This window comes from Brevundimonas sp. KH_025, from assembly GCF_057839885.1.
This window is the reverse complement of sequence record NZ_CM174501.1, coordinates 109,265-122,076: the sequence shown is the minus strand read 5'-3', so window position 1 is coordinate 122,076 and position 12,812 is coordinate 109,265. Positions and strand designations below refer to the sequence as shown.

Below are 12,812 nucleotides of genomic sequence, written 5' to 3'. Positions count from 1 at the left end.
TCCTTCAATCCGCTGATTTTTTTCGAATAGTTCTGAAATTTCAAACGAAAACGGCCCCCGCAACACCCCCGAAAGGAAGGCTGCGAGGGCCGCTCGAAACGACCGCTACGGACGATGCCGCCGCACTTGCCCGCTCAAGCAGCGAGCCGCCGCGCGGCGAGCGTAGCGGCCCCAGCCGCGCTGAGTATCAGCGCGGCGCCAGGCGAATAGCCCCGTCCAGACGGATGCACTCGCCGTTGATGTAGACGTTCTCGGCCAGGTGCAGCGCCAGGGCGGCGTAGTCGGCCGGGGTGCCCAGGCGGCTGGGGAAGGGAATGGCGGCGGCCAGGCTGTCCTGAACCTTCTGGTCCATGCCGGCCATCATCGGCGTCCACATGATGCCGGGCAGGATGGTGTTCACCCGCACCCCGTCCTGGGCCAGATCGCGCGCGACCGGCAGGGTCATGGCGTAGACGCCGCCCTTGGAGGCCGAATAGGCGGCCTGGCCGATCTGGCCGTCCTGGGCCGCCACCGAGGCGGTGTTGACGATCAGGCCGCGCTCGCCGTCGGCCATCGGCTCGGCCTGGACCATGCCCAGGGCCGACTGCGACAGGACGCGGAAGCTGCCGAACAGGTTGATCGAGACGGTGCGCTCGAAGGAGGCCATGTCGTGCGAGCGGATCTCGCCGGTGTCGCGCTTGCGGCTGACGGTCTTCTGACCCGTGGCGATGCCGGCGCAGTTGACGGTCAGGCGCTCCTGGCCGTGGGCGGCGCGGGCCTTGACGAAGCCGGCGGCGACGCTCTCGTCCGAGGTCACGTCCACCTTGCAGAAGACGCCGCCGATCTCCTTGGCGATCTCCTCGCCGCGTTCCTCATTCAGATCGAACAGGGCGACCTTGACGCCCTTGGCCGCCAGCGCCCGCGCCGTGCCCTCGCCCAGGCCCGAAGCCCCGCCCGTCACCACCGCCGCAATCGAACCGTCGAGTTTCATGAAGATCGTCCCTATATTCTGGTGAACCGAGTATCTGCGCGAGGATTTAGCGGCCATGACCGCCAAAGCCAAACCTGCTTCCCCAACTGACGCCATCGACCCCGAAAAGGCCCTGGTTCCGACGGTTCAGCGGGTCAATGAGATGCGCGTCAGAAAGGGCTTCTGGCCCAAGCTCCGCAGCACCGCGTCGCGCATTCCCTTCGCCGGGCAAGCCCTGGCCGCCTGGTACGCCACCCAGGACCCGCAGACGCCGATGGCGGCCAAGGGGATCATGCTGGGGGCGCTGGCCTATTTCGTCATGCCGGTGGACGCCATTCCCGACCTCTTCGCCGGGATCGGCTTCACCGACGACGCGGCGGTGATCGCCGCCGTCCTGGCCACCCTCGGCGCCCATGTGAAGCGCCGACATCATGAGCAGGCCGAGGCCGCGCTGAAGAAGGTCCGAGACGACGCCGAGACTTAGCTCCGGTTCAGCGGCTTGGCCCGCCACCAGCCCGTCACCGAATAACGCGGCCCGCCGGCGAAGGGCGCGACGGTCGAGACGGCGTGCATCTGCGGCACGGTGAAGACGTTCAGGGCGCCGAAGCTGGGCGTGAAGGTCTCGGTGATCTCGCCGCCCTCGTCGAGGAACTGCAGCAGGCCGCCCCACTCCGCGCGCCAGCCCGGCGACAGGTTCAGCACATAGGCGTAGAGCCGCTCGGTCTTGGCGTTGGCGTCGCTGTGCCGGTTGAGGAAATGCCCCGGCAGATAGCGCGTCACCTGGCCGTCCGAGAAGGCGATGCGGTCATCGCCGGTCAGGCGCCGCGCGAAGGCCAGGAAGGCGTCGGTGTTGAACAGGTCCAGCAGGTCGAACAGGATCTGAGGCGTGGCCATGCCCGCCTCGCGCGCCGGACCCAGGCGCAGCCGGTCGAACAGGAACTGCAGCCCCTCGGTCGCCCCGGCGTAGGCCTGCTGCGTCACCTGAGCCTGGTCTTCCGGCGAGGAGGCCTCCAGCGTCGCCACCGGGATGTCGGCCCCCAGCGGATTGAGGAAGGTGCGGACCCAGGCCTGCTCCGGCGTCGTCACGGCGGCGTGCAGGGCCCCGGCTCCATCGCCGAACAGGCCGGGGACGCGGGTGCGGCCGGTGCGGGCCAGCCGCTCGGCGGCGGCGGCGAAGTCGCCCTCGCCGACCGCCAGTTTCAGTTGCTCGCTCATGCGTCGGTCGTCACGACGATCTTGCCCAGGGCCTGACGGTCGCCGAGGGCCTTGATCGCCTCATGGGCGTCTTCCAGCGGATAGGTGCGGCTGACGCGCGGCCTGATCTTGCCGTCCTTCCACATCTGCATCAGCTCGGCCATGTTGGCCGCGTGGCCCTTGGGATCGCGCGCGACGGCCGCGCCCCAGAAGACGCCGATCACCGACACCGACTTCAGCAGGGTCAGGTTCAGCGGCAGGGACGGGATCCCCGCCGGGAAGCCGATCACCAGATAGCGACCGTTCCAGTCCATCGCGCGCAGGGCCGGCTCGGCGTAGTCGCCGCCCACCCCGTCGAACACCACGTCGGCACCGTCGCGGCCGGTGGCCAGCTTCAGCTCGCCCGACAGGGATTTCTGCGCCGCCTTGTCCATCGGGCCGGACGGATAGATCAGGCCGTTATCGGCCCCCAGCTCCAGCGCGAACTCGACCTTGTCGTTGGTCGAGGCGGCGGCGACCACGCGCGCGCCCATGGCCTTGCCCAATTCGACGGCGGCGGCGCCCACGCCCCCTGCCGCGCCCAGCACCAGCAGGGTCTCGCCCGGCTGCAGCTTGGCCCGGTCCTTCAGCGCGTAATAGGCCGTGCCGTAGGTCAGGACCAGGGCCGCCGCTGTCTCGAAATCCATGCCGTCAGGAATGGGAATCAGGCTGTCGGCCGGGACCGCCAGACGCTCGACCAGACCGCCCCAGCCGGGCACGGCGATGACCCGGTCGCCCCGGAACACGCCCTTGACCCCCTCGCCCACGGCGTCGACCAGACCCGCCACCTCGCCGCCCGGCGAGAAGGGGCGTTCGGGCCTGAACTGGTACTTGTCCTCGATGATCAGGGTGTCGGGGTAGTTGATCCCCACGGCCTTGACCTCGATCACCACCTCGCCCGGCTTGGGCGCGGGGTCCATGACCTCCTCGACGACCAGGGCTTCAGGGCCGCCGACGGCCTTGGACAGGACTGCGCGCATACTGGTTTCTTCCGTCATCCCCCGTCGGACATGGCGCCGACACGTTTCAGACGCTAATCAGCGCGCGGCCCGATGCAAAGAGGGCGATCCGAGTTTCAGGAGACGACGACCATGGCGCGAACCGCCCTCATCCTCCACGGCGGCGCCGGCGCCCGGCGCGAGCGCAACTACGACGCCGAGGTCGTGCATATGCGCGAGGTCGTCGAGGCGATGAAGGCGCGGCTGGACGCCGGTGCCTCCGCCGTGGACGTGGCGGTCGAGGCCGTGATCATGCTCGAGGACTCGGGCCTCTATGTCGCCGGGCGCGGCGCCTCGCCCAATCTGGCAGGCGCCTATGAACTGGACGCCAGCCTGATGGACGGCGTGACCGGCAAGGCCGGGGCCGTGGCCGCGCTGCAGGGCTTCCGCAACCCGGTCGTCGCCGCCCGCGCCGTGATGGACCGCACCCCCCACGTCATGCTGGCGGGCGAAGGCGCCGCCCTGTTCGCCCATGATCAGGGGCTGGAGCCGATCGGCGACGAGGAAGCCTGGTTCACCCGCGCCGGGCAGGGCGAGGACAACCACCCGCCCAGCGGCCTCAGCCACGGCACTGTCGGCTGCTGCGTGCTGGATTCGGAAGGCCGCCTCGCCGCCGCCACCTCGACGGCGGGCGTGTTCGGCAAGATGCCGGGCCGCGTCGGCGACACCCCCATTCCCGCCGCCGGCACCTGGGCCGACGAGCACGCCGCCGTCTCCTGCACCGGCCAGGGCGAGTATTTCATCCGCGTCGCCGCCGCCGCCCGCACCGCCTTCGGCGTGGCCGCCGGCCAGTCGCTGGCGGACTCGGCTCAAGCAACCATCGACCGCATCGGCGGCCTGGGCGGCGACGGCGGCCTGATCGCCCTGGACCGCGCGGGCAACATCGTCGCCCCCTTCAACAGCCAGGGCATGAAGCGCGCCTGGCTGACCACGGACGGCGAGGTCGGGGTCGAGGTGTTCGGGCGGTAAACGCCTCAACTTCCGCTCATCCCCGCGGAGGCGGGGACCCAGTGCTTTGGCTTCAAATGCAGCCGCCTGATGGATCGCAGTTTCACCCACGTTCGGCGTGTGAAGCTCTTACTGGGTCCCCGCCTCCGCGGGGATGAGCGGGATATGGCCGCGCTTCATTACAGCACCGTAAGGTGCGCGGCGGGTTTCGGCCCTGATAGGGTCCGGCGACCTGCCCCCGGCGCAGCTTGCGGGGCGACCGGAACCTGACGCCCATGAAGACCCGCCTGATCCTGACCGCCTGCGCCTCGGCGCTGCTGCTGGGCCTGCCCGCCGCCGCCTTCGCGGAGGGCTCGCCGCCGGCCGCCGCCATCGCCGCACAGGGCGGCGTCGAAGTGCCGCCGCTGGGCTTCACCAAGCGCGTGCTGGCCAACGGCATGGAGGTCTATTCCGCCCGCGACGCCTCGACCTCGAACGTCACGGTCCAGGTCTGGTATCGCGTCGGCTCCAAGGACGATCCGGCCAACCGCTCGGGCTTTGCTCACCTGTTCGAACACCTGATGTTCAAGGCGACCAAGAACTTCCCCGACGAGACCTTCGACCGGCTGACCGAGGACGTGGGCGGGAACAACAACGCCTTCACCTCGGACGACGTCACCGCCTATCACGAGACCGTCCCGGCCAATCACCTGCAGCGCCTGCTGTTCGCCGAGGCCGACCGCCTCGGCTCGCTGGTGGTCAACGAGGACGTGTTCAAGAGCGAACGCGACGTGGTGAAGGAGGAATACCGCCAGGGCGTCCTGGCCAGCCCCTACGGCCGGCTGTTCAGCGTCTTCATGCCCGAGACCATCTATCAGGCCCACCCCTATCGCCGCACCACCATCGGCTCGATCGAGGACCTGGACGCGGCGACCATCGAGGACGTGCGCCGCTTCCACGCCACCTACTACCGGCCGGACAACGCCATCCTGATCGTGGCGGGCAATTTCGACGAGACGAAGCTGAACGGCTGGGTCGACCAGTATTTCGCGCCGCTCAAGAACCCCGCCCGTCCGCTGCCGGTCAATGACGTCAAGGAGCCGGAGCCGACCGGCCCGCGCGAGGCGACCTTCTACGCCCCCAATGTGCCGCTGCCGGCCGTGGTCATCGCCTATCCGGCCATCGCCTATGGCGACCCCGATCGCGCGGCGCTGACGGTGCTGGACGGCATTCTGTCGACCGGCGAGTCGAGCCGCCTGTATCGTTCGCTGGTCTATGATCAGCAGATCGCCGCCCAGATCGGGTCCAGCCCCGACTTCTCGCAGCAGGCGGGCAATCTCAACGTCTACGCCATCATGGCCGACGGCCAGTCGCCCGACGCCGGGATCGCCGCGCTGAAGGCCGAGGTCGCCCGCTTCCGCGATGCGCCCGTCACCGCCGCCGAACTGTCCGAGGCCAAGAACGAACTGGTCGCCAACGCCCTACGCGAGCGCGAAACCATCGAGGACCGCGCCCGCACCCTGGGCTTCGCCCTGATCATGACCCGCGACGCCGCCGTCGCCGACCGCGAGATCGCCGAGATCCAGGCCGTCACCGCCGCCGACGTGCAGCGCGTTGCCCGCCGCTATCTGACCGATCAGCGCGGCGTCACCGTCCGCTATCTGAACGCCGACGCCGAGCACCCGACTTCGCAGCAGAAGCTGAACGTCGACGCGCCGGTGAAGATCGCCGACCTGGCCCCGGTGGGTCAGGTCTTCGCCCTGCTGCCGCCGGAACAGCGCGCCGCCATGCCCGAACCGGGCGCGGCGGTGGCCCCGGCCACGCCGACCGTGGCCGACTTCCGCCTGGACAACGGGCTGCGCGTCCTGGTCGCGCCCAAGGCCGGCCTGCCGCTGGTCTCGGCGCGGCTGTCCTTTGACGCGGGCACGGCCGATGAGGTCGCGGGCAAAACGGGCGTCGCCGCCCTGACCGCCGCCCTGCTGAGCCAGGGCACGACCACCCGCACCGCGCCCCAGATCGCCACCGAGATCGAACAGCTGGGCGCCAGCGTCGGCGCCGGTTCGGGCCCCGACTTCACCAACCTCTACGCCAACGCCCCGAGCGACGTCTTCCCGCGCACCGTCGCCCTGATGGCCGATCTGGTGCGCAACCCGGCCTTCGCCCAGGAAGAGCTGGACCGCCAGCGCGACCAGACGCTGGACGGCCTCAAGGTCCAGCTCAGCAGCCCTGGCCCGGTCGCCAGCCAGGCCGCCGGCCGCGTCATCTATGGCCAGGCCGCCTATGGCGCGCCCGGCGCCGGCACCCTGACCAGCCTGCCCGCCGTCACGCGTGACGACATCGCCGCCTTCCACGCCGCCCGCTACCGTCCGGCCGACGCCACCCTGGTCTTCTCCGGCGACATCACGGCCGAGGCCGCGCGCGCCCTGGCGCAACAGGCGTTCGGCGACTGGCGTCCGGCCGGCGCCGTCCCCACCCCGGCCGCCGCTCCGGCGGGTCAGGTCCTGGCCCCGCGCGTCGTCGTCATCGACCAGCCCGGCGCCGGTCAGGCCGCCGTCGTCGCCGCCCTGCGCAGCGTGTCGCGCGCCGACGACGCCTATTTCCCGCTGACGGTCGGCAACACCCTGCTGGGCGGCAGCTTCACCTCGCGCCTGAACCAGGAAATCCGCATCAAGCGCGGCCTCAGCTACGGCACCCGCTCGTCGCTGGGCGTTCGCCGCGAGACGGGCCTGTTCACCGCCTCGGCCCAGACCCGAAACGACGCAGCGGTCGAGGTGTCGGACCTGATCCTGGCCGAGATCACGCGCCTGGGCTCGACCCAGCCGACGGCGTCGGAAATGACCACCCGCAAGGCCATCCTGACCGGCGCCTTCGGCCAGGCGCTGGAGACGGTGGACGGCCTGGGGACGCTCGTCGCCAACCTGGCCCTCTACGACCTGCCGATGAGCGACCTGGCCGACTATGTCGGAGACGTCGAAGCCGTGGACGCCGCCGCCATCCAGGCCGCCTTCGCCGCACGCCTGCCGGCCGACCGGGCCAGCCTGGTGATCGTCGGCGACGCGTCGAAATTCATCGACGCCCTGCGGGCCAAGCATCCGAACGTCGAGGTCATTCCCCTGACCGCGCTGAACCTGGACAGCGCTGCGCTGAAGTAAGAAGGCTCGCTCAAGAGCGTCATCCCGGCCGAAGCCCCCGCGCAAGCGGGGGCGCAGAGCCGGGACCGCCCAGGACGCCGCGTCTCCCTCCTGCGGTCCCGGATGGCGGCTGCGCCGCTTCCGGGAGGACGGGCTGGGTCAGGCCGTCAGACAGACCACCTGGGCCACCCGCAGGTCGCGGCGCAGCCGATCGGCGACCTTGCCGTAGTTGTCGGTGTTCACCGCCTCGCCCAGCGCCTTTTCGTCGGCGCGCTGCTCGCCCCGGATGGCGGGGGCGAAGGTGTCGGGCGCCGTGGTGTAGATCAGGCCCCGGCGCGGCGCCTCGGCGATGGTCACGCCCAGAACCCGGCCGCGACGGTCCAGCGCCGGCGCGCCGGACAGACCCGACAGCGTGCCTTTCAGCCCCTTGGTGCGCCCGGCCTCGGCCCAGGCCAGCACCGGCTCGTCGCGCTCGCCGCGCCCCCGGATCTTCAGCGTCTCGCGCCCCAGCAGGCGCGAGGCCACCTCGCCCGGCTCGCCCTGGGGGAAGCCGGGATGGAAGGCGCGCTGGCCCTTGCGCAGCGGCGTCTGGGTCGCGACCGGCAAGGCCGGCGGCCCGCCCTCGGTCAGCAACAGGGCCACGTCCGCCCGCGCGGCCAGCCGCACGTCGGCGGCCAAGGCGCGCCCGCCGCCAATCACCAAAGCCGGTCGGCGGCAGCCCTCGACCACGTGCCGGGCCGTGACCCAGCGACCGTCCCCGGCGATGGAGAAGGCGGTGCCGGACGAGGGCTGAAAAGGAATGTCAGGGGCGATGACCGTGACCGACGGGTCAAACGGCGTCACCGGCCCCAGCAGGGGACCGTGCGCCTCTTCGTCCTCGGGCAGATGGGGCGCATCGGCCTTTTCGCGTCGCCCCAGGGACACGATCAGGATGGCGCCGACAACCGCCGCATAGATGGTCCAGTCGGGAAGATGGGGAAAGCGCATCGGGGCGCCGCCTCAGCCCGTCAGGGCGGCGGCCAGGATCAGGGCCGTGGCCAGCTTGGCGCCCGCCAGCACCACGGCGGCGGCCATCTCGCCCTTTTCGATCCGCTGCGGCAGGCCGGTCAGCAGCAGATCGACGACGCGGAAGGCCAGCAGTTGCAGCACCACCGTCGCCACGCCCCAGATGGCGATGTCGCGGATCGAGGTCGAGGTCGACAAAGAGGTCGCCAGCGGAATCGCCAGCCCGACCAGCACCCCGGAGAAGGCCACGGCGGCGGCGGGATTGCCCTGACGGATCAGCGCCACCTCGCGCCACGGCGTCAGCAGGGCATAGACGGTCGCCCCCATGGCCAGGAGGCCGAAGGTCACGATCAGATGCAGGACCAGGATCGGAAAGCCGGTGGCGAAGGCCTGGACCTCGGGACTCGACAGCACGCTGGGCAGAGACGACGAGTCCATGATGTGCGAGCCCGCAGCCCCCTGCTGAAAACGGAACGAAAGCAAAACAGCCATGCCCAAGCGCGTCCGGCTCCGCTAGGGCAGAGGCGCCACACCCGCCAAGGAAAACGGCGTTATCCGCACAAAACCGATCAAGCCGCCGCGCTGTCGTCTGCGGCGACCTCGGCCCGCTCGGCCTTGATCCGGGCCGACGCCCGCTGCTTCTCGCTCTCGGACTTCAGCTGGCCGCAGGCGGCCAGGATGTCGCGGCCGCGCGGGGTGCGGATGGGCGAGGCATAACCGGCCTTGTTCAGAATGGCGGCGAAGCGTTCGATGGTTTTCCAGTCCGAGCACTCGTAGTCCGTGCCGGGCCAGGGGTTGAACGGGATCAGGTTGACCTTGGAGGGGATGCCCTCGATCAGCTTGACCAGGGCGCGGGCCTCGTCCGGGCTGTCGTTGACGCCCTTCAGCATTACGTATTCGAACGTCACCCGGCGCGTGTTGGCCAGACCCGGATAGGCGCGGATGCCGGCCATCAGCTGTTCCAGCGGATACTTCTTGTTCAGCGGCACCAGGACGTCGCGCAGGGCGTCGTTGGTGGCGTGCAGGCTGATGGCCAGCATGGCGGCGGTGCGCTCGCCCAGAGCGTGCAGCTGCGGCACCACGCCCGAGGTCGAGACGGTGATGCGGCGCCGCGACAGGGCGATGCCCTCGTTGTCCGAAATGATGTCGATGGCGTCGGCGACATTGTCCAGATTGTAGAGCGGCTCGCCCATGCCCATGAAGACAATGTTGGACAGGCGGCGGTCTTCCTTGGGCGACGGCCATTCGTCCAGGTCGTCGCGCGCCACCTGGACCTGGGCCACGATCTCGGCCGTGGTCAGGTTGCGGACCAGCTTCTGCGTGCCGGTGTGGCAGAAGGTGCAGTTCAGGGTGCAGCCGACCTGGGACGAGACGCACAGGGCGCCGGCCCGGCCCACGTCGGGAATATAGACGGCCTCGACCTCGATGCCCGGCGCGGTGCGGATCAGGTACTTGCGCGTGCCGTCCTTGGACACCTGACGCTCGACGATCTCGGGGCGGGCCAGGGTGAAGGCCTCGGCCAGGGCCGCGCGGGTCTCCTTGCCGATGTCGCTCATCAGGGCGAAGTCGGTGACGCCGTAGTGGTGGATCCAGCGCCACACCTGCGAGGCGCGCATCTTGGCCTTTTCGGGCGGGCAGATGTTCGCGTCGATCAACGCCTGGCGCAGACCCTCGCGCGTCAGACCGGACAGGTTGACGGGGGCTTTAACCGGGGCGGAAGCACGCGAAAGGTCGAGCGTGATGCTCAAGGCTGGATATCCTGCGGCGATGGGGAGGAAGACGCGTCTAGCACAGATGGGGCGTCTTGTCGCCTCCGGCCAGCCCGGCGGGGTTGAACCTCGCGGTCTCAGCCGCTAGAGGGGCCGCGTTGGGGAGTAGCTTCCGGCGTCTGTCAGCCGGGATCGCGTCAACACACTTGCCTCCGCACGGAGGCATGGCGCGATCAGCGGATCCGTTCCGCCTAGCGAGACCAGCACGATCCGGGGGCCGAGCCGGCCTGCGCCCGGACGTGCTGTCACGCGCCCGGCTGAGTATCGTCTTGACCCCCATCGCCATCGCCGTCCTGTCGCTCAGCATGTCCGCCGACGCCTTCGCCGCCGCCATCGGCCGGGGGGCGCAGCACCGCCCCACCCTGCCGCAAGCCCTGCGCTCAGGCCTGGTGTTCGGCGTGATCGAGGCCATCACTCCCCTGATCGGCTTCGCCCTGGGCGTCGCCGCCGCCAGCTTCGTCGAAGCCGTCGATCACTGGATCGCCTTCGGTCTGCTGGGCGCGGTCGGCGGCAAGATGATCTGGGAGGCGCTGAAGCCCGAAGACGAGGCCGAAGAGGAAGCCGAGGCCAAGAAAGCCCTGTCGCGCGGCCTGGTCGCCCTGGTCGCCACCGCTGTCGGCACCAGCATCGACGCCGGCGCGGTCGGCGTCGGCCTGGCGCTTCTGGGCTCCAACATCTGGCTGATCGCCGCCTGTATCGGCTTCACCACCTTCAGCCTGGCCACCCTGGGCCTGCTGATCGGCAAGGCGGCGGGAACGCGGCTGGGCAAGATCGTCGAGCTGGTGGGCGGCGTCGCCCTGATCGCCCTGGGCCTCAAGATCCTGCTGGAGCACCTGGGCGTGCTGACGCTCTGAAACGGGTCTTGCGTCGGGGGCGCGGCTGGCGGAACGTCCGCCTCCGGCCAATCGTTAAGCCGACAACTGCAAGGAGTCTCGTCATGCGCGCCGCCCTCGTCCTCGTCGCCCTCGTCGCCCCCCTGGCTCTCGGCGCCTGCGCCACGGGCAAGACCTTCCCCACCTATCAGGAAGAAATGGACAAGCTGAGCGCAGAGTGCACCGCGCGCGGCGGCATCCTGGCCCCCTCCGGCGCCCAGACCGGCCGCCCGCAGACTGACTATGTGTGCAAGATCACCGGCGCCGCCACGCGCATTCCGCAGGGCTAGAATGCGACCCTGACCGGGAAATCCGTGGTGGTTGGAGGCGGGATCGAACCGCCGACCTGTGGGTTATGAATCCACCGCTCTAACCATCTGAGCTACCCAACCCCTTACGGGACCTCGCACAAGGTCGGTGACGACCGGGAGGCGCGAGAGGCGTGCGTATATCGCCGCCTTCGGTCGGGTTCAAGCCGCTTCGACAGGGAAATCGCGCGGGACGGCGCGTCGCGGACGGATTCGGCTCGCGCACGGAACGGCGAGGCTCCATTCTGGATTGCAACATCTGCTGTTCAGGAGAGCCTCATGCGCCCGATCGCCCTCGCCGCTTCCGCCTCGCTCCTCGTTCTCGCCGCCGCCTGCGGGGCCAATGGGCAGGATGCGCCCGCCGCATCCGGCGCGCCGGTCGAGACCCGCCCTGCCAACAACCCGGACCAGAAGCCGGCCTTCGAGGGTCAGACCCGCGCACCGGGTGTGCGCACCGAGGCGGCGCTGAGCCACAGCACCGTGGCCTCGGGCCTGGTCCACCCCTGGGGTCTGGCCCTGCTGCCGGACGGTCAATGGCTGGTGACGGAGAAGCCCGGCCGGATGCGGGTGGTCAGCGCCCAGGGCCGGATCGGCGACCCCATCGCCGGCCTGCCCGCCGTCGCCGCGCGCGGTCAGGGCGGGCTGCTGGACGTCATCATCAGCCCGACCTTCACTCAGGACCGAATGATCTATTGGTCCTATGCGGAGCCTCGGGAGGGCGGCAACGGCACCGCCGTGGCGCGCGGCCGCCTGTCCGACGACCTGACCCGGGTCGAGAACGTCCAGGTCCTCTTCCACGCCCAGCCCACCTATGACGGCGACAAGCATTTCGGCTCGTCGCTGGCCTTTGCGCCCGACGGCAAGCTGTTCATCACCCTGGGCGAGCGCTCCGACAAGCCGATGCGGCCCCAGGCGCAGGACCTGGGCTCGCACATGGGCAAGACCATCCGCATCAACGCCGACGGCAGCGTGCCGTCCGACAACCCCTTCGTCGGGCGCGAAGGCGCGCGGCCGGAAATCTGGTCGCTGGGCCACCGCAACATGCAGGGCGTCGCCGTCCAGCCGGGCACGGGCGCCATCTGGACCGTCGAGCACGGCACGCGCGGCGGCGACGAGATCAATCTGGACCAGGCCGGCAAGAACTACGGCTGGCCCGGCGTCGCCTACGGCATCGAATACAGCGGCCAGGCCATTCCCGACGCCGTTACGGTCCGGGAGGGCACCGAGCAGCCGGTCTATTACTGGGACCCGGTCATCGCGCCGGGCGGCATGACCTTCTACAGCGGGGCCATGTTCCCCGGCTGGCGCGGCAACCTGCTGGTCACGGGCCTGGGCGGCAAGCAGCTGGCGCGGCTGGTGCTGGAGAACGACCGCGTCGTCGGCGAGGAGCGGCTGCTGACCGACCTGAACGCCCGCATCCGCGACGTGGCCGTCGCCGCCGACGGCGCCGTCTGGATCATCACCGACGAGGAAGACGGCAAGCTGGTGCGGCTTTCGAAGCAATAGGCGCCGCCTTCATAAATCCGTTCATCCCCGCAGAGGCGGGGATGAACGGGTCGGGGTGTTTCGTCCGACAGCGGGGCGGCCGACAGCCTCACGCGCCTTGTTACTTGACGTTGA

12 protein-coding genes, 1 tRNA gene and 1 riboswitch are annotated in these 12,812 nt (G+C 70.0%); of the genes, 6 read left to right on the top strand and 7 right to left on the bottom strand.

Annotated features, from left to right (window positions below; all coding sequences use genetic code 11):
* Positions 1–187 precede the first annotated feature (187 nt).
* Positions 188–970: an SDR family oxidoreductase gene (locus tag AC3IS2_RS00590; protein ID WP_489198737.1), complete on the bottom strand. Its 783-nt coding sequence runs from the start codon at positions 968–970 to the stop codon at positions 188–190.
* Between the two features lie 55 nt (positions 971–1,025).
* Here AC3IS2_RS00590 and AC3IS2_RS00585 point away from each other — a divergent pair, with 55 nt between their 5' ends.
* Positions 1,026–1,433: a YkvA family protein gene (locus tag AC3IS2_RS00585; protein ID WP_489198736.1), complete on the top strand. Its 408-nt coding sequence runs from the start codon at positions 1,026–1,028 to the stop codon at positions 1,431–1,433.
* Here the strand turns inward: AC3IS2_RS00585 and AC3IS2_RS00580 are convergent.
* Positions 1,430–2,164, bottom strand: coding sequence for a 2OG-Fe(II) oxygenase (locus tag AC3IS2_RS00580; protein ID WP_489198735.1), 735 nt, complete (start codon positions 2,162–2,164; stop codon positions 1,430–1,432). The genes AC3IS2_RS00585 and AC3IS2_RS00580 overlap by 4 nt on opposite strands.
* Complete coding sequence (locus AC3IS2_RS00575) at positions 2,161–3,162, bottom strand: NADPH:quinone oxidoreductase family protein (protein ID WP_489198734.1); 1,002 nt, start codon at positions 3,160–3,162, stop codon at positions 2,161–2,163. The genes AC3IS2_RS00580 and AC3IS2_RS00575 overlap by 4 nt, the downstream gene beginning before the upstream one ends.
* Before the next feature lie 111 nt (positions 3,163–3,273).
* On the opposite strand from AC3IS2_RS00575, the gene AC3IS2_RS00570 reads away from it, so the two are divergent.
* Both AC3IS2_RS00570 and AC3IS2_RS00565 read left to right on the top strand, forming a co-directional pair.
* On the top strand, positions 3,274–4,149 hold the full coding sequence (locus tag AC3IS2_RS00570; protein ID WP_489198733.1) for an isoaspartyl peptidase/L-asparaginase family protein: 876 nt from the start codon (positions 3,274–3,276) through the stop codon (positions 4,147–4,149).
* Positions 4,150–4,403: 254 nt separating this feature from the next.
* The gene (locus tag AC3IS2_RS00565; RefSeq protein WP_489198732.1) at positions 4,404–7,259 is read left to right on the top strand and encodes a M16 family metallopeptidase; all 2,856 of its coding nucleotides are present in this window, start codon (positions 4,404–4,406) and stop codon (positions 7,257–7,259) included.
* 138 nt (positions 7,260–7,397) lie between these two features.
* Here the strand turns inward: AC3IS2_RS00565 and AC3IS2_RS00560 are convergent, their stop codons facing one another.
* The 3 genes from AC3IS2_RS00560 to rlmN form a co-directional block, all read right to left on the bottom strand.
* Entirely contained in the window at positions 7,398–8,225 is an 828-nt protein-coding gene (locus AC3IS2_RS00560) for a S1 family peptidase (protein ID WP_489198731.1), read from the bottom strand.
* Between the two features lie 12 nt (positions 8,226–8,237).
* A complete protein-coding gene (locus AC3IS2_RS00555) occupies positions 8,238–8,681 on the bottom strand; it encodes a DUF350 domain-containing protein (protein ID WP_489200072.1) in 444 nt (147 codons plus the stop codon).
* Positions 8,682–8,812: 131 nt separating this feature from the next.
* Positions 8,813–9,991: a dual-specificity RNA methyltransferase RlmN gene (gene rlmN, locus AC3IS2_RS00550; protein WP_489198730.1), complete on the bottom strand. Its 1,179-nt coding sequence runs from the start codon at positions 9,989–9,991 to the stop codon at positions 8,813–8,815.
* Between the two features lie 114 nt (positions 9,992–10,105).
* A riboswitch (yybP-ykoY riboswitch) is annotated at positions 10,106–10,205 on the top strand.
* A gap of 76 nt (positions 10,206–10,281) precedes the next feature.
* On the opposite strand from rlmN, the gene AC3IS2_RS00545 reads away from it, so the two are divergent.
* Both AC3IS2_RS00545 and AC3IS2_RS00540 read left to right on the top strand, forming a co-directional pair.
* The gene (locus AC3IS2_RS00545) at positions 10,282–10,866 is read left to right on the top strand and encodes a manganese efflux pump MntP (protein ID WP_489198729.1); all 585 of its coding nucleotides are present in this window, start codon (positions 10,282–10,284) and stop codon (positions 10,864–10,866) included.
* Between the two features lie 83 nt (positions 10,867–10,949).
* Positions 10,950–11,174: a hypothetical protein gene (locus AC3IS2_RS00540; protein WP_489198728.1), complete on the top strand. Its 225-nt coding sequence runs from the start codon at positions 10,950–10,952 to the stop codon at positions 11,172–11,174.
* Between the two features lie 25 nt (positions 11,175–11,199).
* Here the strand turns inward: AC3IS2_RS00540 and AC3IS2_RS00535 are convergent.
* A tRNA-Met gene (locus AC3IS2_RS00535) sits at positions 11,200–11,276 on the bottom strand.
* Positions 11,277–11,471: 195 nt separating this feature from the next.
* Between AC3IS2_RS00535 and AC3IS2_RS00530 the strand changes: the two genes are divergently transcribed.
* Positions 11,472–12,698, top strand: a complete 1,227-nt coding sequence (locus tag AC3IS2_RS00530) for a PQQ-dependent sugar dehydrogenase (protein WP_489198727.1) — start codon at positions 11,472–11,474, stop codon at positions 12,696–12,698.
* The last annotated feature ends 114 nt before the right edge of the window (positions 12,699–12,812 follow it).

Bases quoted from the DNA above. Each gene is read 5' to 3' on its own strand.
- AC3IS2_RS00585 (WP_489198736.1), top strand. From the start codon at position 1,026: ATGACCGCCAAAGCCAAACCTGCTTCCCCAACTGACGCCATCGACCCC.
- AC3IS2_RS00570 (WP_489198733.1), top strand. From the start codon at position 3,274: ATGGCGCGAACCGCCCTCATCCTCCACGGCGGCGCCGGCGCCCGGCGC.
- AC3IS2_RS00530 (WP_489198727.1), top strand. From the start codon at position 11,472: ATGCGCCCGATCGCCCTCGCCGCTTCCGCCTCGCTCCTCGTTCTCGCC.
- AC3IS2_RS00560 (WP_489198731.1), bottom strand. From the start codon at position 8,225: ATGCGCTTTCCCCATCTTCCCGACTGGACCATCTATGCGGCGGTTGTC.
- AC3IS2_RS00575 (WP_489198734.1), bottom strand. From the start codon at position 3,162: ATGCGCGCAGTCCTGTCCAAGGCCGTCGGCGGCCCTGAAGCCCTGGTC.
- AC3IS2_RS00590 (WP_489198737.1), bottom strand. From the start codon at position 970: ATGAAACTCGACGGTTCGATTGCGGCGGTGGTGACGGGCGGGGCTTCG.
- AC3IS2_RS00565 (WP_489198732.1), top strand. From the start codon at position 4,404: ATGAAGACCCGCCTGATCCTGACCGCCTGCGCCTCGGCGCTGCTGCTG.
- AC3IS2_RS00580 (WP_489198735.1), bottom strand. From the start codon at position 2,164: ATGAGCGAGCAACTGAAACTGGCGGTCGGCGAGGGCGACTTCGCCGCC.
- AC3IS2_RS00540 (WP_489198728.1), top strand. From the start codon at position 10,950: ATGCGCGCCGCCCTCGTCCTCGTCGCCCTCGTCGCCCCCCTGGCTCTC.
- AC3IS2_RS00555 (WP_489200072.1), bottom strand. From the start codon at position 8,681: ATGGACTCGTCGTCTCTGCCCAGCGTGCTGTCGAGTCCCGAGGTCCAG.